Annotated in this window: 9 protein-coding genes; 7 read left to right on the forward strand and 2 right to left on the reverse strand. The window is 68.9% G+C overall.

Annotated elements, in window-relative coordinates:
• Positions 1–125 precede the first annotated feature (125 nt).
• Together QRO93_RS19180 and gshB are read right to left on the reverse strand one after the other, a co-directional pair.
• Positions 126–1010: an energy transducer TonB gene (locus tag QRO93_RS19180; RefSeq protein WP_053450548.1), complete on the reverse strand. Its 885-nt coding sequence runs from the start codon at positions 1008–1010 to the stop codon at positions 126–128.
• Positions 1010–1957, reverse strand: coding sequence for a glutathione synthase (gene gshB / locus QRO93_RS19185; protein WP_053450547.1), 948 nt, complete (start codon positions 1955–1957; stop codon positions 1010–1012). The genes QRO93_RS19180 and gshB overlap by 1 nt, the downstream gene beginning before the upstream one ends.
• Before the next feature lie 240 nt (positions 1958–2197).
• Here gshB and pilG point away from each other — a divergent pair, with 240 nt between their 5' ends.
• The 7 genes from pilG to QRO93_RS19220 all read left to right on the forward strand — a co-directional run bounded on the left by pilG (position 2198) and on the right by QRO93_RS19220 (position 14040).
• The gene (gene pilG, locus QRO93_RS19190) at positions 2198–2599 is read left to right on the forward strand and encodes a twitching motility response regulator PilG (protein WP_005418455.1); all 402 of its coding nucleotides are present in this window, start codon (positions 2198–2200) and stop codon (positions 2597–2599) included.
• An 18-nt stretch (positions 2600–2617) separates the two neighbouring features.
• Positions 2618–2980: a PleD family two-component system response regulator gene (locus QRO93_RS19195; protein ID WP_005410717.1), complete on the forward strand. Its 363-nt coding sequence runs from the start codon at positions 2618–2620 to the stop codon at positions 2978–2980.
• The gene (locus tag QRO93_RS19200) at positions 2980–3510 is read left to right on the forward strand and encodes a chemotaxis protein CheW (RefSeq protein WP_180879314.1); all 531 of its coding nucleotides are present in this window, start codon (positions 2980–2982) and stop codon (positions 3508–3510) included. Before QRO93_RS19195 ends, QRO93_RS19200 begins: the two co-directional genes overlap by 1 nt.
• Positions 3511–3551: 41 nt before the next feature.
• Complete coding sequence (locus QRO93_RS19205; RefSeq protein ID WP_008266837.1) at positions 3552–5588, forward strand: methyl-accepting chemotaxis protein; 2037 nt, start codon at positions 3552–3554, stop codon at positions 5586–5588.
• Between the two features lie 100 nt (positions 5589–5688).
• Positions 5689–12252, forward strand: a complete 6564-nt coding sequence (locus QRO93_RS19210; protein WP_180879312.1) for an Hpt domain-containing protein — start codon at positions 5689–5691, stop codon at positions 12250–12252.
• Positions 12239–13579 (forward strand): chemotaxis protein CheB, encoded by a 1341-nt coding sequence (locus QRO93_RS19215; RefSeq protein WP_180879310.1) that lies wholly within the window; start codon positions 12239–12241, stop codon positions 13577–13579. The genes QRO93_RS19210 and QRO93_RS19215 overlap by 14 nt, the downstream gene beginning before the upstream one ends.
• Complete coding sequence (locus tag QRO93_RS19220; protein ID WP_285304325.1) at positions 13576–14040, forward strand: chemotaxis protein CheW; 465 nt, start codon at positions 13576–13578, stop codon at positions 14038–14040. Before QRO93_RS19215 ends, QRO93_RS19220 begins: the two co-directional genes overlap by 4 nt.
• Positions 14041–14094: the final 54 nt, after the last annotated feature.

The raw sequence follows: 14094 nt of genomic DNA on the forward strand, positions 1-14094 counted from the left end.
CCCCCCCCCCCCCCCCCCCCCCCCCCCCGCCAAGCCCAACATCCCGACCGCTGCTGTTGACGTTGACGTTGACGTTGACTTTGCTTCGCGGCGGGTCCCGGGCCGCAGGCCCGGGCAGCAAAACCCTATCGATCGTCGTGCAGGGTGCCACCGGGCAGGAATACCCACGTGCGGGTGACCTGCAGGATGTCGATCGCATCGTCTGTCTTCGGCAACGGCGGGAATGGCTGCGCCAGCTTCACCACCCGCAGCGCCGCCTCATCCAGCAAGGGCGTGCCGCTCGAACGCAGGATCCGGCTGCTCTCCACGCTGCCATCGCGACGCACGCCCACGCTGATCACCACCTGGCCACCGAGGCGGCGCTGCCGGGCCTCGTCCGGATAGTTCAGGTTGCCCACCCGCTCGGCACGGTCGACCCACGCACGCAGGTAATTGGCATAGGCATATTCCCGCGTGCTGGCCGACACGAACTTGCGGTTCGGGCGCTTGGCGTACTGCGCCGAACGCAGGTGCACCTCGGCCGCCAGTCGCGCCATTTCCACGTCGCGCTGCTCACGTGCGCTCAGCGGCGCATCCGGTTCGGGCTGCTCCGGCGTGGGCCGCGCCTGCGCCTGCGCCACGGTGTCCTGGCCATTGCGGCTGCTGACCACGCGTGCCTGCGGCGGCGGAGCCGGCGCGGCCGATTGTTGCTGCTGCGGCACCGGGCTCACCCCGGCCTGGGCCTGCGGCACGATGCCGGCCTGGTTGTCGCGCGGGCGCTGTGCACGGTCGTGCTCACCACCGCCTTCCTGGCTGGCCGCGGCAAGGAAGTCGGCCTGCTTCGGGGTCAGCGCGGTGCGGGTCTGGCTGAAGATCACCTCCAGCGTCGGCACCAGCGGCGCATCGCCCTTCACCGCAAAGCCCACGCCCAGGATCAGCAGGGCGTGCACCACGACCGACAGCGCGATGGTCGCTCCCAGCCGCTGCGCTTCGCGCGGTGGCGGGGGCAGCACGGCAGGCGCGGCAGCCATCAGCGCAGGCCGGCCTCGAGTGCGTCGAACAGGGTGCCGGCGATGTTCAGGCCGTACTGTGCGTCCAGCTCGCGCACGCAGGTCGGGCTGGTCACGTTGACCTCGGTCAGGTAATCGCCGATCACGTCCAGGCCGACGAAGCGCATGCCGCGGCGCTTCATTTCCGGTCCGACCTGGGCGGCGATCCAACGGTCGCGCTCGCTCAGCGGGCGGCCTTCGCCACGGCCGCCGGCGGCCAGGTTGCCGCGGAATTCGTCTCCCTGCGGAATGCGCGCCAGGCAGTAGTCGACCGGCTCGCCGTCGACCAGCAGGATGCGCTTGTCGCCGGCCGTGATGTCGGGAATGAACTTCTGGGCCAGCGCCAGCTTGCGGCCGCCGTCGGTCAGCGTTTCCAGGATCACGTTCAGGTTCGGATCGCCCTGGCCGCTGCGGAAGATCGAGCGTCCGCCCATGCCGTCCAGCGGCTTCAGCACGGCCTGGCCGTGTTCCAGCGCGAACGCCTTCAATGCCTTGGCATCGCGGCTGACCAGGGTCGGCGGGCAGCACTGCGGGAACAGCAGGGCGGCCAGCTTCTCGTTGTAGTCGCGCAGGCCCTGCGGGTTGTTGACCACGCAGGCGCCGGCGGCGGCGGCCACGTCCAGCACCTGGGTGTCGTAGATGTACTCGGCGTCGACCGGCGGGTCCTTGCGCATCAGCACGATCTGGCCGGGGCCGAACTCGGTACGGCTGAACGTGCCCAGCTCGTACCAGCCGGACGGGTCGTCGCGCACCTGCAGCGGCGCGGTCTGGGCCACCGCCACACCCCCTTCCAGGGCCAGGCCGCCCGGGCGCACGTAGTGCAGGGCATGGCCGCGGCGCTGGGCTTCCAGCAGCATGGCGAAAGTGGTGTCCTTGGCGATCTTGATGTGGGCGATGGGGTCCATCACCACGATGACGTTCAACGGCATGGGCGCACCTGTCAGGCAAGGCGTTGATGGTAGCGGCAACGCCGGCCGCGCGCCTCCCTGCTGTACTGCAACGCAGCGTCCGCCCGGCGGCGGCGCAATCATTGCGAACCCCGTCACGTTCAGCCGGCCGCCACCCCCTGCGCCGTGGGCCGGCCTTGAAGCGGGCGCGGAAAGTGCGATATAGATACGCTTTCGTAGCGGCCCCCGCCAGAGAACGGGCCGTGCGCTTGGGGATAGGCAATGACTGAAAACACGACTGCGGGCGGGGAACTCGCAGGACTCCGGGTGATGGTCATCGATGATTCGAAGACCATCCGCAGGACTGCGGAAACGCTGCTCAAGCGCGAAGGCTGCGAGGTGGTCACCGCCACCGACGGCTTCGAAGCGCTTGCCAAGATCGCAGACCAGCAACCGCAGATCATCTTTGTCGACATCATGATGCCGCGCCTGGACGGGTACCAGACGTGTGCGCTGATCAAGGGCAACCAGCTCTTCAAGGCGACCCCGGTGATCATGCTGTCGTCCAAGGACGGCCTGTTCGACAAGGCGCGGGGACGCATCGTCGGCTCGGAGCAATACCTGACCAAGCCTTTCACGCGTGAAGAACTGCTGGGTGCCATCCGCACATACGTCAACGCCTGACCAGGGGGGAAAGGCACAATGGCTCGTATCGTTCTGATCGAGGATTCACCGACCGACCGCGCGGTGTTCACCCAGTGGCTGCGCCGTGCCGGCCATGAAGTGCTGGAAGCGGACAACGCCGAGGATGGACTGCAGCTGGTCCGCGACCAGGTGCCGCAGCTGGTGCTGATGGACGTGGTGCTGCCCGGCATGAGCGGCTTCCAGGCGACCCGGGCCATGGCCCGCGACGCGGCGATCAAGCATATCCCGGTGATCATCGTCAGTACCAAGGCGATGGAAACCGACAAGGCATGGGGCCTGCGCCAGGGCGCGGCCGACTACATCGTCAAGCCGCCGCGCGAGGATGAACTGATCGCGCGGATCAACGAACTGGTGGCCTGATGCGCTCGCCCTTCGACATCCTTGAAGCCTACGAACGGCGCAGCCTGGCCCATGCGGTGCCGCTGCCAGAACGGCAGTTCGCCCTGGACCTGTGGCGTGGCGTCGGTTACCGCGTCGGCCAGCGCCGGCTGGTATCCGATTTCCGCGAAGTGGTGGAAATCGTGCCGATGCCGCCAGTGACCCCGGTGCCGTGTGCACAGCCGTGGCTGCTGGGCGTGGGTAACCTGCGCGGCAACCTGTTTCCGGTGGTCGACCTGAAGTACTTCCTGGAAGGCACGCGTACCGTGCAGCAGGAAGGCCAGCGCGTGCTGATCATGCGCCAGGCCGGTGGCGACGTCGCGCTGACCATCGATGAACTGTTCGGCCAGCGCAGCTTCGAACTGGACCAGCAGATCGCGGCCGGCACGCTGGCCGAAGGGCGCTACGGCCATTTCGTCGACCGCGCCTTCCATGCCGACGGCCACGACTGGGGCGTGTTCTCGCTCTCGCTGCTGTCGCGCACCCCTGAATTCCGGCAAGCCGCGGCCTGAGGCCGGGCATCGCCCCCTGCATTGAAGATCGAGGTTGAACGATGAGTACTGCTTCGGACGCCACCAAATCCGGCAAGCTGCGGCTGGGCGGCAGCAACCTCTGGCTGTTCCTGCTGCTGGCATCGATGATCCTGTTCGGCGTCAACACCGGCGTCGCCACCTGGCAGGGCAGCCGCCTGGCGGATGCCGGTTCCAAGGCGGCCGACCTGCAGGTGCTGTCACAGCAGCTGGCCAACCAGGGCCGTGACGCCGTCGGCGGCAACGCGCAGGCGTTCACCGCCTTCAAGGCGACCCGCAATGCGATCGAGCAGAACGTGTCGACCCTACAGGGGCGCTACGGCAAGGAGCCCGGCGTGTCCGGTGCCATTGCCACGCTGGGCGAGACCTGGGCGCCGCTGGGCAAGCAGGCCGGGCAGCTGGTTGCCAGCGAACCGGCGGTGCTGGCCCTGGCCGGCAACGCCAACAACTTCACCGGCGCGGTGCCGGGCCTGCAGGCCCAGCTGAACGAGCTGGTGCGCGCGATGTCCGCTTCCGGCGCTCCGTCGGCGCAGGTGTACAGCGCGCTGCAGCAGGTGGTGGTGGCCGGCTCGATGGCCCGCCGCGTGACCGAAATGCGTGCCGGTGGCAGCGCCGCGGCCACCGCCGGTGACGCGCTGGCCCGCGACATCACCGTGTTCTCGCAGGTGCTCGACGGCCTGCGCAACGGCAACGACGAACTGGGCATCACCGCCGTACGCGGTGCCGCCGCCATCGCCGCGCTGGAACAATCGCAGCAGAAGTGGGAGGCGATGAAGCAGGACGCCGACGCGATCCTGGCCAGCTCGCGCCAGCTGTTCGCCGCGCAGTCGGCCGCCACCGCGCTGGGCCAGGGTTCGGCGCACATGCTGGATGACAGCCGCAAGCTGTTCGAAGCGTTCTCCTCGTTCGGCTCGGTGTCCGATACCCGCCTGTTCCCGAATTTCTGGATCGGCGTGGTGTCCGGCGCGCTGTCGCTGATCGCGATCATCGGCTTCGTTTCCACCAACGTGCGCAGCCGTTCGCGCGAGCAGGAACTGCGCTACCAGACCCAGGTGGAGTTCAACAGCCGCAACCAGCAGGCGATCATGCGGCTGCTGGATGAAATCTCCTCGCTCGGCGAGGGTGACCTGACGGTGAAGGCCTCGGTGACCGAGGACATGACCGGCGCCATCGCCGACGCAATCAATTACGCGGTCGACGAACTGCGCCACCTGGTGACCACCATCAACGACACCTCGGCCAAGGTCGCGCTGTCCACCCAGGAAACCCAGGCGACCGCCATGCAGCTGGCAGAGGCGGCGGGCCACCAGGCCAACCAGATCACCTCGGCCTCGGACCGCATCGGCGAAATCGCGGCGAGCATCGAGCAGGTGTCGCGCAACTCGGCCGAATCGGCCGACGTGGCACAGCGCTCGGTGGTGATCGCCGCCGAGGGTGCCGGCGTGGTGCGCGAGACCATCCAGGGCATGGACCAGATCCGCGACCAGATCCAGGAAACCTCCAAGCGCATCAAGCGCCTGGGCGAGTCGTCGCAGGAAATCGGCTCGATCGTGGAACTGATCAACGACATTTCCGAGCAGACCAACATCCTGGCGTTGAACGCCGCCGTGCAGGCCGCCTCGGCGGGCGAGGCCGGTCGCGGTTTCGCGGTCGTGGCCGACGAAGTGCAGCGCCTGGCAGAACGTACCTCGGGTGCGACCCGACGCATCGAAAACCTGGTGCAGGCGATCCAGGCCGACACCAACGAAGCGGTCACCTCGATGGAGCAGACCACCGCCGAAGTGGTGTCCGGTGCGCGCCTGGCCGAGGATGCGGGCACCGCGCTGACCGAGATCGAGCGCGTGTCCAATGCACTGAACACCCTCATCAAGAACATCTCCATCGCCGCCCAGCAGCAGTCCGCGGCGGCCTCGGACATCACCCGCACCATGGGCGTGATCCGGCAGATCACCGGCCAGACCTCGCAGGGTGCCGGGCAGACCGCCGAATCGATCGGCCACCTGGCGCAGCTGGCGGCCGACCTGCGTCGTTCGGTCGCCGACTTCAAGCTGCCGGCGTGACGCGGGCAGGGCGGCGAGCAAGGAACCCCTCGATGAAGCATTTCCATTTCCCACGCCAGAATTCGCGCGGCCCCCGCGCGGCGGCGACCGGAGCGCGTCCATGAGCAGTCTGCGCGATGCGATGAGCCACGCGGCGCTGGGCTGGGTCAAGCCCGAGCTGGACGAGACCCTGCGCCAGGTGCGCAACGAGGTCGAGTACTACGCGGAAGACCCCAGCGATGCCAGCCGCATGCGCATCTGCGCCGGCTTCCTGCACCAGGTGCAGGGCACCCTGCGCATGGTCGAGCTGTACGCCCCGGCAATGGTGGCCGAAGAGCTTGAACAGCTGGCCAATGCCATTGGTGCGGGCCGCGTCGCTGATCGTGACGAGGCCTGCGCGACCCTGATGCGCGGCAGCGTGCTGCTGCCCGATTACCTGGAACGCCTGCAGAACGGCCACCGCGACATTCCGATCGTGCTGATGCCGCTGCTCAACGAGATCCGCGCCGCGCGTGGCGAGGACGGCGTGCACGACAGCGTGCTGCTGGCGTTCGCACCGGACAGCGTCACCGCCACCGAGGCCGAGCTGGACCATGCCCGTGGCAGCCTGAGTGGACGCAACCGCGAACTGCTGGATACCGTCGGCAGCGCGGTGAAGGAAGAACTGCTGCGCATCAAGGATGCGCTGGACCTGCACCTGCGTACCGGCGGTGCACCGGAGCAGCTGCAGACCCAGGCCAACGAACTGGGCGCGGTGGCCGATACCCTGGGCATGATGGGCCTAGGCGTGGCCCGTGGTGTGGTCGTGCAGCAGCGCGACGCGCTGCGCGGCGTGGTCGACGGCCGCCAGCAGATCGACGAGAACCTGCTGCTGGATATTGCCGGCGCGCTGCTTTACGTGGATGCCTCGCTGGACGACCAGGTGGCCCATCTGGGCGCCGGCGGCAGTGGCGAGGACGACCCGAGCGCGGTCGAGAACCGGCGCACGGTGGAAGTGCTGGCGCACGAAGCGATCGCCAACTTCGCGGCGGCGCGCGAACACTTCGTCGCCTTCATCGAAACCAGCTGGAACCATGCCGAGCTGCAGGATGTGCCGCGCCTGCTGGGCGATGTGGCCGGTGCACTGCGCATGCTCGATCTGGGCACCGCTGCCGACTACCTGCGCGGTGTGCAGCAGTACATCGAAGCCGAGTTGATCGGGCGCCAGCGCGTGCCCAGCGGTCGTCAGCTGGACACCCTGGCCGACGCCATGGCCAGCCTGGAGTACTACCTGGAAGCCCTGCGCGACCGTCGTCCGGGTCGTGAGGACATCCTCGACATCACCCGCAGCAGCCTCGAGGCGCTGCGCTACTGGCCGCTGCCGGACCGCAACGCGGTCGAGCCGGCACCGTTCGCGGCACAGCCGGTCGAACGTGAGCCGGTTGCGCTGCAGGCCGAGGCCCTGCAGCCGGAGCGCATCGAGATTCCGGTGCAGCCGGCCGCGCCTGCGGCAGGCACCGTGCCGGTGCCGCTGCCGGACTTCACTTTCGATCCGCCACCGGTCGCACCCGCGCCAGAGGTTGTCGACAACCGCCTGATGTTCGGTGCGCTGGGCTCCGCCGCGATCGACGCCGCTACCGCGCCGCTGTCGTTGCAGGACGACGCGGAGGCACCGCTGGTCTTTGCCGCTTCCAGTGCGCCCGCACCCGACGTCCCGCAATGGGATCTTGCGCCGTTCCATCCGGATGCCGATCCACTCGACGCCGCTGGCGATGAGCGCAGCCCGACCTTTGCCAGCTTCGATCCGGTCAGCTTCGAACAGGGCGATGCAGGGCAGGGCGCTGCGGCACAGTGGACGCTTTCGGAGGCCGTGCCGTCGGCACAGGCGGATGCGGTCGCTGTCGATGCCGACGAGGACGCAGGCGCGACGGCAGGAATCGACCCCGGTGCGCACGCCGCGCCGGTGTTCGACCCGGTGGCCGCCGAGCACGACGCTGTGGCGGCGCACGACGACGTGGTGTTCCGCTTCGACGCCGATGCGTTGGACAACGCCGATGATGTGCTGTCGCTGCATGCGATGGAGACGCTGTCGCTGGACGACGACTCCGGGCAGCACCCGTCGCTGGAGATCGTCGATGCCGGCCCGGCAACGCTGTCGGACGAGGCTCCGGCGGTTGCCGGACTGGACGCCGCGCCTGTGGATGCACCCGCGGTCTCGGTGATCGATATCGACACCATCGCACCGATCGATTTCAGCGAAGCCGACGCGCAGTTCTTCGCCGAGCTGAGTGCGGCCGCCGCGGACTTCAATCCGCAGGCCGTGGCTGCACCGACCGTTGCCGAAGCGTCCGTTACGACGGATGCCGAGGCCGGCTTCGAAGCAGGCTTCGACGATGACGCCGAGAACATCGACGAGGACATCCGCGAGGTGTTCCTGGAAGAGTTCGACGACGAACTGACCAATCTCGGCACCTTGCTGCCGGCATGGCGCATGCAGCCGGACAACATGGACCGGCTGCGGCCGATCCGCCGCATCTTCCACACCCTCAAGGGCAGTGGCCGCCTGGTCGGTGCACGCACCCTGGGCGAGTTCGCGTGGAAGATCGAGGGCATGCTCAACCGCGTGCTCGATGGCAGCCGCGCGGCCTCGCCGGCGGTGCTGGCCATGGTCGACAACGCGCATGCCGCGCTGCCGCAGCTGAACGCCGCGCTGCGCCACGGCCAGCGCATCAGCGTGGACCTGCAGGCCATGCAGGCCATTGCCGATCGTGTCGGCGCCGGTGAAGAGACCTACTACGTGCCGCTGCCGGTTGCAGCTGCACCGGTGGCACCCGTGCTCGAGACCGAGGCCGAAGGCGAGGACGAGATCAGCCGCATTCTCGAAGCCGAAGCGATTGCATCGGTACACACCGACGCTGAGGCGGCACCCGAGGCTGTGGGCACGCCCGCCAACATCGACAGCGTGCTGCGCGAGATCCTCGAAGCCGAAGTGGAAGTGCACCAGGCGACCCTGCAGGGCTGGCTGCGTTCGGCGCAGCAGGCACCGCAGCCAGTCAGCGACGCGCTGCTGCGCGCGGTGCACACCATGAATGGCGCCTTCGCGATGACCGAAGTGCCGGAAATCACCGCCGTCACCGGCGGCGCCGAGTCCTACATCAAGCGTGCACTGGCCGCCGATGTGGTGCCGGGTGACGAAGGCGTGGCCGCGCTGGACGCGACCGCGCAGGCGATCACCGCGACCATGGAAGCCTTGCAGGCCGAGCAGCCGCGGATTGCACCGCAGGAAGCACTGGTGCAGCGCCTGCAGGCGCTGGCCGGCGAACTGCCGGAAGCGCGCTGGCCGATGGTCGGGCTGGAAGACGAAGACGACGATCTGGCGCTGGAGGCCGAAGCAGCGTCTGAGGCCGCAGCCGATACGCAGGCTGCCGAGGTAGCGGATGCTGCCGCAGCCGAGGCTGACGAGCCGGAGCTGGAACCGCGTGCTGCCGAAGTGCAGGCAGCGGAGAGCACGGACGCGATCGGCGCGGGCCTGGAGACCGCCGAGCTGACCGGCAGCGATGATCTGTCGCGCTACTTCGATGCCGGATGGCCGGCGGTGCCGGCTGAGGGCGACGCAGCCAGCGTGGATATCGGGTCGATTGAATCGATCCAGCCGGTCGAGCATGCGCCGCTTGCAGCAGTGGCCGAAGCGGACGCCGCACCGACGCCGGACGCCGAAGCCGACCTGACGGCTGCAGACGATCTGTCGCCGTACCTCGACGCCAGCGCGCTGCCGGTGGATGACCGCGACGCCGATGAACTGCCTGTGGTCGCAGAAGCTGTCGCAATCGACCTGAATACGCAGTCGTCCGCCGACGGACTGGACAGCGAAGGCCGCTTCATCGACGAAGCTGCTGCACTGCCACTCGACAGCGGGCTGTCGAGCCTGCAGGATGAAATGGCTGCGCCGGGTTTTGCAGAACCGGTCACACTGGCAGCCGCGCTCGAGGCCGGCCTGCACGTGATCGACGAAGAGCAGACCCTGGACGACGACGGGCAGTGGCCCGTGCTCGGCCTCCAGGCCAGCGAACTCGCGCCAGGCGAGGCGGATGCCTTTGCCGAGGATGCGGACGTCGGCGGGGAGGCGGCGGTCGGTGAAGGAGAGAGCGCCGACCAGCCGTCCCCGGCGACGGTGGATGGGCACCCCGCGGTGGATGTCGCCGCGCCGGTGCGCTTCTTCGAACTCGAAGAAGCACCGGGCCAGGCCACCGTGCCTGCCGACGTCGATCCGGTCGAGATCGACCTCGTGCCCAGCGCACCGGTCCATGTTGAAGCGGTTGACGGGGAAGAAGGCACGGACAGCGCCGAGGCACTCGACTTCAGCGTGTATGACCGCGAGCTGGTCGACATCTTCGTCGAGGAAGGCAAGGACCTGCTGGATCATTGCGATGGCCTGATCAGCGAACTGCGCGATGCGCCGCAGGACCGCGAGGTGCTGGCCGGCCTGCAGCGCGACCTGCATACCCTGAAGGGTGGCGCACGCATGGCCGGCATCAATGCCATCGGCGACCTTGGCCACAGCATCGAATCGTTGCTGGAAGCGGTGGCCGCCGGCCGCACCGAGATCGAGCGCCGTGACGTGCAGCTGCTGGAACGTGGCTTCGATCGCCTGCACCAGCTGCTCACCCGTACCGGTGCCCATCGCGTGGTCGAGCCGGCGCAGGACCTGGTCGACGCCTTCGACGTCCGCACCACCACCGATATCGCCGCCGCCGCCGCGGCCGTCCACGCGGTCAGCGTGGGCCAGAGCGTACCCGCGCCGGCCGACAGCCCGTCGACCGCCGTGGTCGACGCTCCGTTGTCGGCACCGCTGCCGATCGAAGGCATGGTCGAAGAAGACCCGCTGGCGCGACCGCAGCAGGAACAGGTGCGTGTGCGTGCCGATCTGCTCGACCGCCTGGTCAACCACGCCGGTGAAGTGGCGATCTACCGTTCGCGGCTTGAACAGCAGCTCGGTGCCTTCCGCGGCGCCATGGGCGAACTGGAGCGCACCAATGCGCGACTGCGCGACCAGCTGCGCCGCCTCGATCTGGAAACCGAGGCGCAGATCGTTGCCCGCTACCAGCGCGAGCAGGACCAGGCCGACCAGAAGTTCGATCCGCTGGAGCTGGACCGCTTCTCCACGCTGCAGCAGCTGAGCCGCGCACTGAACGAATCGGCGGCCGACCTTGGCGGCCTGCAGGGCGTGCTCGACGACCTGTCGCGCCAGTACGACTCGCTGCTGCAGCAGCAGTCGCGCGTCAGTTCGGAACTGCAGGATGGCCTGATGCGCGCGCGCATGGTGCCGTTCGATGGCCTGGTGCCGCGCCTGCGCCGGGTGGTCCGCCAGTCGGGCCTGGACACCGGCAAGCAGGTTCACCTGACCCTGGAAGGCACCCACGGCGAACTGGACCGCAACGTCCTCGACCGCATGGTCGCGCCGCTGGAGCACATGCTGCGCAACTCCGTGGCCCATGGCCTGGAAGCACCGGAACAGCGCCGCGCCGCCGGCAAGCCGGAGGAAGGCGAGATTGCCATCCGCCTGCACCGCGAAGGTTCGGAAATCGTGCTGGAAGTGGCCGATGACGGCGCCGGCCTGGACCGCGAAGCGATCCGCCGCCGCGCCATCGACCGTGGCCTGCTGGCCGCCGATGCGCAGCCGAACGAGCAGGAACTGGACAACCTGATCTTCGCTTCCGGCTTCACCACCGCCGACCAGGTCAGCCAGCTGGCGGGCCGTGGCGTGGGCATGGACGTGGTGCGCAATGAGGTGCGCCAGCTCGGTGGCTCGGTCGACATCCAGTCGGTACGCGGCCAGGGCGTGCGCTTCACCCTGCGCCTGCCGCAGACGCTGGCCGTCACCCAGGCGGTGTTCGTGCAGATCGGCGAAACCACCTTCGCGGTGCCGGTCGCCTCGGTCAGTGGTATCGGCCGCCTGTCGCGCGAGCGCTTTGAAGCGGCCGACAGCAGCTACCGCTACAGCGGCGAAGACTACCCGCTGTACGACCTTGGCACCCTGGTCGGCCAGGCCCCGGCGCGTGCCGACGGCCAGGACCAGGTGCCGCTGCTGCTGGTCCGCGCCGGCGACCTGCGTGCCGCCGTGGCGATCGACCAGGTGCTGGGCAACCGTGAAATCGTGGTCAAGCCGGTCGGCCTGCAGATTGCTTCGGTGCCAGGTATCTACGGCGCCACCATCACCGGCGATGGCCGCGTGGTGGTGATCCTCGACGTTGCACCGCTGGTGCGTCGTTTCCTGGCCAACCCGACGCTGCCGGTACTGGCCAACGCACCGCGCCAGGAGCGCCAGGTGCCGCTGGTGATGGTGGTCGACGACTCGCTGACCATGCGCAAGGTCACCGGCCGCATCCTCGAACGCCACAACTTCGAGGTCAGCGTTGCCCGCGACGGCGTGGAAGCGCTGGAGCGCCTGGAAGAGCGCGTGCCCGACCTGATGCTGCTGGACATCGAAATGCCGCGCATGGATGGCTACGAACTCGCCACCGCCATGCGAGCCGACCCGCGCTACAGGGAGGTGCCGATCGTGATGATCACCTCGCGCAGCGGCGACAAGCACCGCCAGCGCGCCTTCGAGATCGGTGTCCAGCGCTACCTGGGCAAGCCTTACCAGGAACTGGACCTGATGCGTAACGTGTACGACCTGCTGGGGATCGCCCGTGTCCGTGAGTGAAGCCCATCCGGCCCCGGCCGTCGCCCTGCTGGCCCGCCCGGGTGCGGCGCGTGAGCGCCTGCGCGAGGCACTGTCGCACGCCGATGTGCAGCTGGTACTGGAAGACGACCCGAACGGCCTGGAGCCGCAGCTGCTGCAGGATGCCCGTCCGCAGATCGTGGTGATCGCCCTGGAGGCGGCCATCGAGGATGCGCTGGAACGCCTTGAGCCCGTGCTGTCCGCGCCGGGCCTGACCCTGGTGTTCGACGAGGCCGAACTGGCGGCGCGCCGGGATGGCTGGGACGCGCAGCGCTGGGGCCGGCATCTGGCGGCCAAGCTGCATGGTCACCAGCAGGTGCTGCCGCCCGGCGCCGAGGAAGAACCCAGCCTGCAGCTGGAGCCGGGCCATCCGGCACCGGCACCGGCGCCGCAGGAAGAAGCCCTGCAACCGCATCTGGAGCAGGCGCTGAGCTGGGCCGACGGTGTGCCGGCTGACACCCTGTACTCGCCACCGGCGCACCTGCATGAGCCGGTCGCCCTGGAGCAGGCGCTGGCGGCGTTGCAGCCGGTACTGCCCGAGCCGCTGGAGGCATCGCCGCTGCCGTCGCCTCCGGTGGCCACACCGGTGGCCGCGGCCGCACCGTCGATGTCGTTCGACCACACGGCATGGTCGCTGGTCGATGACATGGCGGATGCACCGGCCGCTGCTGCCCACGGCGCTGCGGTGGAAGCGCCGTTGCCTTCGTTCGATACCGATCACCTGAGCCTGGTCGACCTGGATGCTGCGGCACCGGCCGGCGCGCGCGCCGGTTCGCTGCTGGTGCTGGCGGGTATCGGCGGGCCGGATGCCCTGCGCCGCCTGCTCGGTGCGCTGCCGCCTGCGCTGAGCGTGCCGGTGCTGGTGCACATGCGCCTGGATGGCGGTCGTTACGGCAACCTGGTCAAGCAGATGGCGCGCGTGTCGCCGTTGCCGGTGCAGCTGGCTGAAGCCGGCCAGCGCGCCGTACCCGGTGAAGTGCACGTGCTGGCCGACGACATCGGTGTGCAGGCGGCCAGCGACGGCCTGCATTTCCTCAGCGATGCCGCCGGTATCTCGATTGCAGCGTTGCCGGCCGAATACACCGCGCTGGTGCTGCTCAGTGGCGCCGACCTGGCCCACGTCGGGCCGGCGCTGGACCTCGCCGCTGCCGGGGCCTGGGTGGCCGGGCAGGTGGGCGAGGGCTGCTATGACCCGGCGGCGGCCACCGCTGTCGTTGCCGCCGGCATGGTTGCCGGTGAACCGCAGGAACTGGCGCAGGCCATCGCTGCGCGCTGGGGCGAGCAGGATGACAACGGAGAGGCACCATGAGCTACGCCAGCAATGATGAAATCCGCGGCGTCCTGATCCAGGCCGGCAGCGAACGCGTGCTGCTGCCCAACGCTACGGTGGCGGAAATGATGTCGCGCGTGCCGGTGCAGCCGATCGCCGATGCACCGCGCTGGCTGGTCGGCGAGATCGGCTGGCATGGCTGGCAGGTGCCACTGGTATCGTTCGCGCGGCTTTCCGGGCTGGGCGAGGAAGCCGTGGGCGGCCACAACAAGGTGCTGGTGCTGAAGGCGCTGTCCGGCAACGCCCAGCGTCCCTATTACGCGCTGCTGACGCAGAACTTCCCGCAGCTGATCTCGGTGCCGCGCGACGGCCTGCTGGCCGATGCCTCCGAGGAAACCCTGCCGCAGATCGTGCACATGCGCGTGTTGCTGGGGGAGCAGAGCGCGCTGCTGCCGAACCTGGACGCGCTGGAAGCCGCGTTGGATTCGCTGGCTGCCTGATCGGACATCCGCCGGGCATTTTGAACTCCCGGTAGTGGGGGGGGGGCGGGGGGG

Source organism: Stenotrophomonas maltophilia group sp. Smal17 (assembly GCF_030237045.1).
GTDB lineage: Bacteria > Pseudomonadota > Gammaproteobacteria > Xanthomonadales > Xanthomonadaceae > Stenotrophomonas > Stenotrophomonas forensis.

What these genes read in the sequence shown, in the direction of transcription:
- QRO93_RS19220 (WP_285304325.1), top strand. Translation starts at nt 13,576, where the DNA reads ATGAGCTACGCCAGCAATGATGAAATCCGCGGCGTCCTGATCCAGGCC.
- gshB (WP_053450547.1), bottom strand. Translation starts at nt 1,957, where the DNA reads ATGCCGTTGAACGTCATCGTGGTGATGGACCCCATCGCCCACATCAAG.
- QRO93_RS19205 (WP_008266837.1), top strand. Translation starts at nt 3,552, where the DNA reads ATGAGTACTGCTTCGGACGCCACCAAATCCGGCAAGCTGCGGCTGGGC.
- QRO93_RS19210 (WP_180879312.1), top strand. Translation starts at nt 5,689, where the DNA reads ATGAGCAGTCTGCGCGATGCGATGAGCCACGCGGCGCTGGGCTGGGTC.
- QRO93_RS19200 (WP_180879314.1), top strand. Translation starts at nt 2,980, where the DNA reads ATGCGCTCGCCCTTCGACATCCTTGAAGCCTACGAACGGCGCAGCCTG.
- QRO93_RS19195 (WP_005410717.1), top strand. Translation starts at nt 2,618, where the DNA reads ATGGCTCGTATCGTTCTGATCGAGGATTCACCGACCGACCGCGCGGTG.
- pilG (WP_005418455.1), top strand. Translation starts at nt 2,198, where the DNA reads ATGACTGAAAACACGACTGCGGGCGGGGAACTCGCAGGACTCCGGGTG.
- QRO93_RS19180 (WP_053450548.1), bottom strand. Translation starts at nt 1,010, where the DNA reads ATGGCTGCCGCGCCTGCCGTGCTGCCCCCGCCACCGCGCGAAGCGCAG.